Raw genomic sequence first — 6,443 nt, 5'->3', positions numbered from 1 at the left:
CGACATCCTTGGCGACGAGGAAATAGTGCTTCATGAAGCGCTCGACATCGCGCAGGCCCGGATGGCTGGTATAGCCGAGGCGGATGCCGATCTCGCGCTGGAAGTCGAACGAAAGCCGCTCCTCCGCCCGTCCGGTCAGGAAGTGCAGGTGGCAGCGCACCGCCCACAGAAAGTCTTCCGCCTTGCGGAACAGCGACAGCTCCGCCCGCGAGAACACGCCGAGATCGACCAGTTCCTCGCGGCTGTGGACGCGATAGACATACTGGGCGATCCAAAACAGCGTGTTCAGGTCGCGCAGGCCGCCCTTGCCTTCCTTGACATTGGGCTCCACCAGATAGCGCGACTGGCCCTGCCGGCGGTGGCGCTCGTCGCGCTCGGCCAGCTTGGCGGCCACGAACTCCGCTGCGCTGCCCTGCACCACCTCGCGGTCGAAGCGGGTGGTGAGATCGCGGAACAGCGCCTCGTCGCCCCACAGGTAGCGCGCTTCCAGCACCGCGGTGCGGATGGTGAGATCGCCCTGCGACAGGCGCATGCACTCATCGATGGTGCGGGTGGCGTGCCCCACCTTCAGGCCGAGATCCCACAGGCTGTAGAGCACGAACTCGACGACCGTTTCGGTCCACGGCGTGTGCTTGTAGGGCAGGATGAACAGCAGATCGACATCGGAGCCCGGCGCCAGCGTGCCGCGGCCGTAGCCGCCCACGGCCACCGCCGTCAGCCGTTCCGCCTTGGAGGGGTTCTCCACGCGGTACACGCTGTTGACCGCCACCCCGGCCAGCTCGCGCACCAGCACGTCCTGCACATGGGCAAGGCTCTGGGCGCAATAGAGGCCGCTGCCGTTGTCGGTGAGCAGGTCCTGCGCCCGCGCAAGGGCTTCTGTGCGGGCCTGCCGCAGGCGCGCGATCATCGCCGGGCGGAACTCGGCCGGTGTCCGGCCCGCCGTCAGCGCGGCAATGTCGGCCGCCAGCGCGCCGGCGTCGATCAGCTCCGGCGCACGCGACTGGCTCTTGCGCAGTTCGATCTTGCGCATGGAATTATGCATCCTCGTTGGCGGCTGGCCGTCTCTTCAGTCCCGTCCGGGCGCTGCGCGCCGCCACGCCTTGCGCAACGCCACGCCCGCACGCCGCCACAGGGGCCGGCCGGGGGCAGCGCCGGCTGCAGCGGTGCGGCCTGCACGGGCCCGCCCGCCGGCTTGCGCAGGGCAATCCGCCCCGGCGGGCCACCGCAGCGCGTCCGGCTGCCCGGCACCCGGTTTCTCGCAGCGACGTTAAACCTTTGCCCGCCTTCGCGCTATCGTCAATGCGCACGGAAGCGGCAGCCGCTTCAGGAAAGGCAGAGGCGGCAGCCGGCTTCTCAGGACCGGTAAAAGGCCGCTTCAGGCGGCCAGCGCCGCCACCAGCGCGTTCAGCACCAGCCGGCCGCGCGGGGTCGCGGCAAGGCGGCTGTTGCCGCGCAGGGCGACAAGGCCCTCGTCCTGAAGAGCGGCGATGCGGCCGCTGTCGAGCGGCTGGCCGGCAAGGGCGGCGTGGCGGGCCAGATCCACGCCTTCCGTCAGCCGCAGCCCCATCAGCAGCAGTTCGTCGGCACTCTCCGCATCGGTCAGAACCACATCGTCGCTGAGGCCGGTTCCCGCCTGCTCCACCGCCTCCAGCCACGTCTCGGGGTGGCGCAGCGCCACCGTGGCGTGGCGCAGCCCCCCGCAGGTCAGCCGGCCATGAGCGCCGGGGCCGACGCCGACATAATCGCCGGTGCGCCAGTAGACCAGATTGTGCCGGCTCTCCGCCCCCGGCCGGGCGTGATTGGAGATCTCGTAGGCCGGCAGGCCGGCTTCGGCGGTCAGCGCCTGTGTCAGTTCGTAGAGTTCGGCCGCCTCGTCGTCGGGCGGCACCACGAGGCGGCCGCTGTCGTGCAGCGCCGCAAAGGGCGTGCCGGCCTCGATGGTGAGCTGATAGAGCGACAGATGCTCGCCGGCCAGCGCCAGCCCGCGCCGCAGCTCCGCCTCCCAGGCCGCCGCCGTCTGGCCGGGGCGGGCATAGATGAGGTCGAACGACGAGCGGGGAAAAACCCGCTGCGCGATGGCGATGGCCGCCAGCGCCTGATCGGCATCGTGGATGCGGCCCAGCGCCTTCAGCGCGGTATCGTCCAGCGCCTGAACCCCGAGCGACACGCGGTTGACGCCCGCCGCGCGGTAGCCGGCGAACCGGTCGGCCTCGACACTGGAAGGGTTGGCCTCCAGCGTGATTTCCGCATCGGCCTCAAGGGTCCAGTGCCGGGCGATGGTATCGAGCACCACGGCGACGGTGGCCGGGTCCATCAGCGACGGCGTGCCGCCGCCGAAGAACACCGAGCGCACCGGCCGCCCGGCGGTCAGCGCTGCGGCGCGGGCCAGCTCGGCGGCAAAGGCGCGGGCAAAGCGCGGCTGGTCCACCGCCTTATGGCGCACATGGCTGTTGAAGTCGCAATAGGGGCATTTGGCGGCGCAGAACGGCCAGTGCACATAGATGCCGAACCCGGCCTCCGCGAGGCCGGGATCATGACCGGCATCATGGCCCGCGCCATGGCCGGGAACGCGCACCGCCGCCATGGCCGCCTCAGCCCTTCAGGCAGGCGTCGGAGAACATCAGGAAGGCGCGCGCCCGGTGCGACAGGCCGCCATCCGGCCCCAGCCCGTGCTTCTCCTCCGCCGTCATCTCGCCGAAGGTGCGGCTGTGGCCGTCGGGCAGGAACATGGGATCGTAGCCGAAGCCGGCCGCGCCGCGCGGCGGCCACACGAGTTCGCCGTGGACCTCGCCCACGAACACCTCGTCGTGCCCGTCCGGCCACGCCAGACACAGCGCGCAGACGAACTTCGCCCGCCGCGCGGCCGGCGTGGTCGCGCCGAGGGCCTGCAACTTCTCCTCGATGTTGCGCATGGCGCGGGCAAAGTCCTTGTCGGGGCCGGCCCAGCGCGCGGAATAGATGCCGGGATCGCCGCCGAGCGCTGCAACCGCAAGGCCCGAATCGTCGGACAGCGCCGGCAGCCCGGAGGCCTTCGCCGCGGCGTGGGCCTTGAGGCGGGCATTGCCGGCGAAGGTGGTCTCCGTCTCCTCCGGCTCGGGCAGGCCGAGATCGCCGGCCGAAACCGTCTCGATGCCGCAGGGCGCGACGAGGAAGCGGATCTCCGCGATCTTGCCCTTGTTGTGGCTGGCCACGACGAGGCGCGGCGATGTCAGGCGACGATGCGTGCCTTCGCTCATGTCTGGCTCTCCCGCCGGCCGTTCAGAGAATGGCGAGCTTCTGCAGCTCCACAAGACCCGCCGTGCCGGCAAGCGCCAGATCGAGCATGGCGTTGAACTCGTCGCGGCTGAAGGGGGTGCCTTCCGCCGTGCCCTGAATCTCCACCAGACCGCCCGATCCGGTGATGACGAAGTTGGCATCGGTGCCGGCCGACGAATCTTCCTGATAATCGAGGTCGAGCACCGGCTGGCCGCCGTGGATGCCGACGGAAATGGCGGCGATGTGATCGGTCAGCACCGGACGGCTGATCATGCCGCGCGCCTTCATCCAGTCGAGGCAGTCGTGCAGAGCCACCCACGCGCCGGTGATGGAGGCCGTGCGGGTGCCGCCGTCGGCCTGCAGCACATCGCAGTCGACGGTGATCTGGCGCTCGCCCAGCGCCTCCAGATTGACGACCGCGCGCAGCGAGCGGCCGATCAGGCGCTGGATCTCCTGCGTGCGGCCGGACTGCTTGCCCGCCGCCGCCTCGCGCCGCGTGCGCTCGTGGGTTGCGCGCGGCAGCATGCCGTATTCCGCGGTCACCCAGCCGCGGCCGCCGCCGCGCAGCCACGCCGGCACGCGGTCCTCAAGGCTCGCCGTGCACAGCACATGGGTATCGCCGAACTTCACCAGACAGGAGCCTTCGGCATGGCGGGCAACGGCCCGCTCCAGCGTCACGGGGCGCATCTCGTCGGGGGCACGCTTGGAGGGGCGGAGGCTCGGCATCAGCTTCTTCTTCCTTCATGGAGACGGAAAACGGCGGGCCCGCACGGAGACGGAAAGCCACGGGCCCGCGCTGCCCGCGGTCCGGCCGCGGGCAGCCGGGCGGAGTGCCGGCCGCAGGACATGGCGCGCTTCTAACGCCCGTTGCCGCGACACTCAAGGAATTCGCGGCACTTTCGGCGGCATCCGGCCATTTCGCACTGCCGCGCGGCAACACCCGGCCCCGATCTTGCACCGCCGCACCCGCCTGCGCCTTGCCCAACGGCCGGCGAGTGCCTTTATTAGGACAGAGCGCAACCGGGCGACCTACGGCAGGACCGGCCGGGCAGGACTGGCCAGGCGGGACCGGCCGGGCGGGACCGGGCACGCCGATCTCGCCGGGCAGGTTTTGCAGGGCAGGTTTTGCCGGGCAGCACAGGCGCAGCGTGCAGACACAGGCCTGCAACCGGCCGCGAGGATGGAAAGAGAACCGGACATGACGGCCGAACGCAGGCGTGAGGTCCTATCGTCGGCATCGATCGATCTCGACGAGCGTTCGCGCGAAATCTTCCGCCGCATCGTCGAGACCTATCTCGACACCGGCGAGCCGCTCGGCTCGCGCACGCTGTCGCGGCTGCTGCCAATGACGCTGTCGCCGGCCTCGGTGCGCAATGTCATGGCCGATCTGGAGGCGCTGGGGCTGGTGTTCTCGCCCCACACCTCCGCCGGCCGCCTGCCGACCCAGCGCGGCCTGCGCTTCTTCGTCGATGCCATGCTGGAAATCGGCGACCTCAATGCCGACGAGCGGGCGCGCATCGAAAGTCAGGTCGGCGGCTCCGGCCGCACCTTCGAGGGCGTGCTGACGGAAGCCAGCCAGATGCTGTCCGGCCTGTCGCGCGGGGCCGGCGTCGTCATCACCCACACCAGCGACCTGCGCCTCAAGCACATCGAGTTCGTCCGCCTCGATCCGGCCCGCGCGCTTGCCGTGCTGGTGGGCACCGACGGCTCGGTGGAAAACCGCCTCGTCAGCCTGCCAGCCGGCCTGCCCTCCTCCGCGCTGGTGGAGGCGGCGAACTACCTCAACGCCCACATCCGCGGCCGCACGCTTTCCGAGGCCAAGGGCGAGCTGGAGCGCGTCAGCGTCGCCGAGCAGGAAGAGCTCGACGGACTGACCCGGCGCGTGGTGGAAACCGGACTTGCGGTGTGGTCGGAGGCCGGCGACGGGCGGCCGGGAACGCTGATCGTGCGCGGCCGCGCCAACCTCATCGGCGACCTGAAGGCAGAAGACGATCTGGAGCGCATCCGCCTGCTGTTCGACGATCTGGAACAGAAGCGCGACCTCATCCAGCTTCTCGGGCTGGCCGAGAGCGGCGACGGCGTGCGCATCTTCATCGGGTCGGAGAACAAGCTGTTCTCGCTGTCGGGCTCGTCGCTGGTGGTCTCGCCCTATCGCGATACCGACAACCGCATCGTCGGCGTGGTCGGCGTCATCGGCCCGACGCGGCTCAACTATGCCCGCATCGTGCCGGTGGTGGACTACACCGCCCGCCTCGTCAGCCGCATCATGGGCTGAACCCGCGGCTGAGGCCGCCGGCGCCGTTGTGCGCCGCAGCGAATCAATCAGGACTTCCCGCCATGCTCGACGATGCCATTGCGGCGTTCCGCCAGATTCTGACGCCGCCGTTCCGCGCCATCCTGTGGCGCTCGCTGGCGCTCACCCTCGGCCTGCTGATCCTCGCCGGCATCGGGCTGCAGGTGCTCCTCAACTCCGCCCTCGCTCTGCCCTATCCGTGGCTCGATACCGCCGCCGGCATCCTGAGCGGCATCGGCATCGTGGTCGGCCTCGCCTTCATGGTGGGCCCGGTCACCTCGCTCATGGCCGGCCTCTTTGCCGACGAAATAGCGGAAAAGGTTGAGGAAACCACCTGGCCGGGCGAGCCGGCCGGGGTGGCCCTGCCGCTCGGCCGCTCGCTCGTCGTCACCGTGCGGTTCGCGCTCATCGCCCTTGCCGGCAACCTGCTGGCGCTCGTCCTGCTGCTGGTGCCGGGCGTCAACCTCGTCGCCTTCTTCGTCATCAACGGCTATCTGCTCGGCCGCGAGTATTTCGAGGCCGCCGCCATGCGCTATCGCGGCGAGGCGGGCGCACGCGAATTCCGGCGGCGGCATGGCGTCGCGGTCTTCGCCGCCGGGCTTGTCATCGCGGCACTGCTGCTGGTGCCGATCGTCAACCTGCTCAGCCCGCTGTTTGCGGTCGCCTTCATGGTGCGGTTTCACAAAAGGCTGACGAGAATCAATGCGCAAGCCGTCTGAGGCGCCATTGTTCCGCCGCTCCGGGGCCCCGCTGCCGCCGCTCTTCGCCTAAGGTCGGGGGGTGCAATCCGGTCGCAATGGGTCTATGACCCTTGCGTCACCGGCAGGGTCAAGTGACGCTTACGTCACTTTGACGACCGGCCGATGACGGGTTAGAAGGCTTCCAGTCGACACGC

General features: G+C 70.0%; 6 protein-coding genes. 2 read left to right on the top strand and 4 right to left on the bottom strand.

What is annotated here, in order from left to right; genetic code table 11:
* The 4 genes from V7067_RS14225 to rph all read right to left on the bottom strand — a co-directional run.
* On the bottom strand, positions 1–1,030 hold a 1,030-nt coding region (locus tag V7067_RS14225; protein WP_334176562.1), incomplete at its 3' end, for a nucleotidyltransferase domain-containing protein.
* Between the two features lie 345 nt (positions 1,031–1,375).
* Positions 1,376–2,584 carry a radical SAM family heme chaperone HemW gene (gene hemW / locus V7067_RS14220; RefSeq protein ID WP_334176561.1) on the bottom strand — a complete coding sequence of 403 codons (1,209 nt, stop codon included), beginning with the start codon at positions 2,582–2,584 and terminating at the stop codon, positions 1,376–1,378.
* Positions 2,585–2,591: 7 nt separating this feature from the next.
* Positions 2,592–3,236, bottom strand: coding sequence for an RdgB/HAM1 family non-canonical purine NTP pyrophosphatase (gene rdgB / locus V7067_RS14215; RefSeq protein ID WP_334176560.1), 645 nt, complete (start codon positions 3,234–3,236; stop codon positions 2,592–2,594).
* Positions 3,237–3,258: 22 nt separating this feature from the next.
* On the bottom strand, positions 3,259–3,981 hold the full coding sequence (gene rph / locus V7067_RS14210) for a ribonuclease PH (RefSeq protein ID WP_334176559.1): 723 nt from the start codon (positions 3,979–3,981) through the stop codon (positions 3,259–3,261).
* A 472-nt stretch (positions 3,982–4,453) separates the two neighbouring features.
* Here rph and hrcA point away from each other — a divergent pair, with 472 nt between their 5' ends.
* Both hrcA and V7067_RS14200 read left to right on the top strand, forming a co-directional pair.
* Positions 4,454–5,530: a heat-inducible transcriptional repressor HrcA gene (gene hrcA / locus V7067_RS14205; protein WP_334176558.1), complete on the top strand. Its 1,077-nt coding sequence runs from the start codon at positions 4,454–4,456 to the stop codon at positions 5,528–5,530.
* Between the two features lie 62 nt (positions 5,531–5,592).
* The gene (locus V7067_RS14200; RefSeq protein WP_334176557.1) at positions 5,593–6,267 is read left to right on the top strand and encodes a sulfate transporter family protein; all 675 of its coding nucleotides are present in this window, start codon (positions 5,593–5,595) and stop codon (positions 6,265–6,267) included.
* The last annotated feature ends 176 nt before the right edge of the window (positions 6,268–6,443 follow it).

The organism is Pseudoxanthobacter sp., assembly GCF_036822375.1.
Taxonomy (GTDB): domain Bacteria; phylum Pseudomonadota; class Alphaproteobacteria; order Rhizobiales; family Segnochrobactraceae; genus Pseudoxanthobacter.
This window is presented reverse-complemented; position numbering and strand designations above follow the sequence as displayed.

Excerpts from the sequence above, each read along its gene's own strand:
- hemW (WP_334176561.1), bottom strand. The coding sequence starts at position 2,584 with ATGGCGGCGGTGCGCGTTCCCGGCCATGGCGCGGGCCATGATGCCGGT.
- rdgB (WP_334176560.1), bottom strand. The coding sequence starts at position 3,236 with ATGAGCGAAGGCACGCATCGTCGCCTGACATCGCCGCGCCTCGTCGTG.
- rph (WP_334176559.1), bottom strand. The coding sequence starts at position 3,981 with ATGCCGAGCCTCCGCCCCTCCAAGCGTGCCCCCGACGAGATGCGCCCC.
- hrcA (WP_334176558.1), top strand. The coding sequence starts at position 4,454 with ATGACGGCCGAACGCAGGCGTGAGGTCCTATCGTCGGCATCGATCGAT.
- V7067_RS14200 (WP_334176557.1), top strand. The coding sequence starts at position 5,593 with ATGCTCGACGATGCCATTGCGGCGTTCCGCCAGATTCTGACGCCGCCG.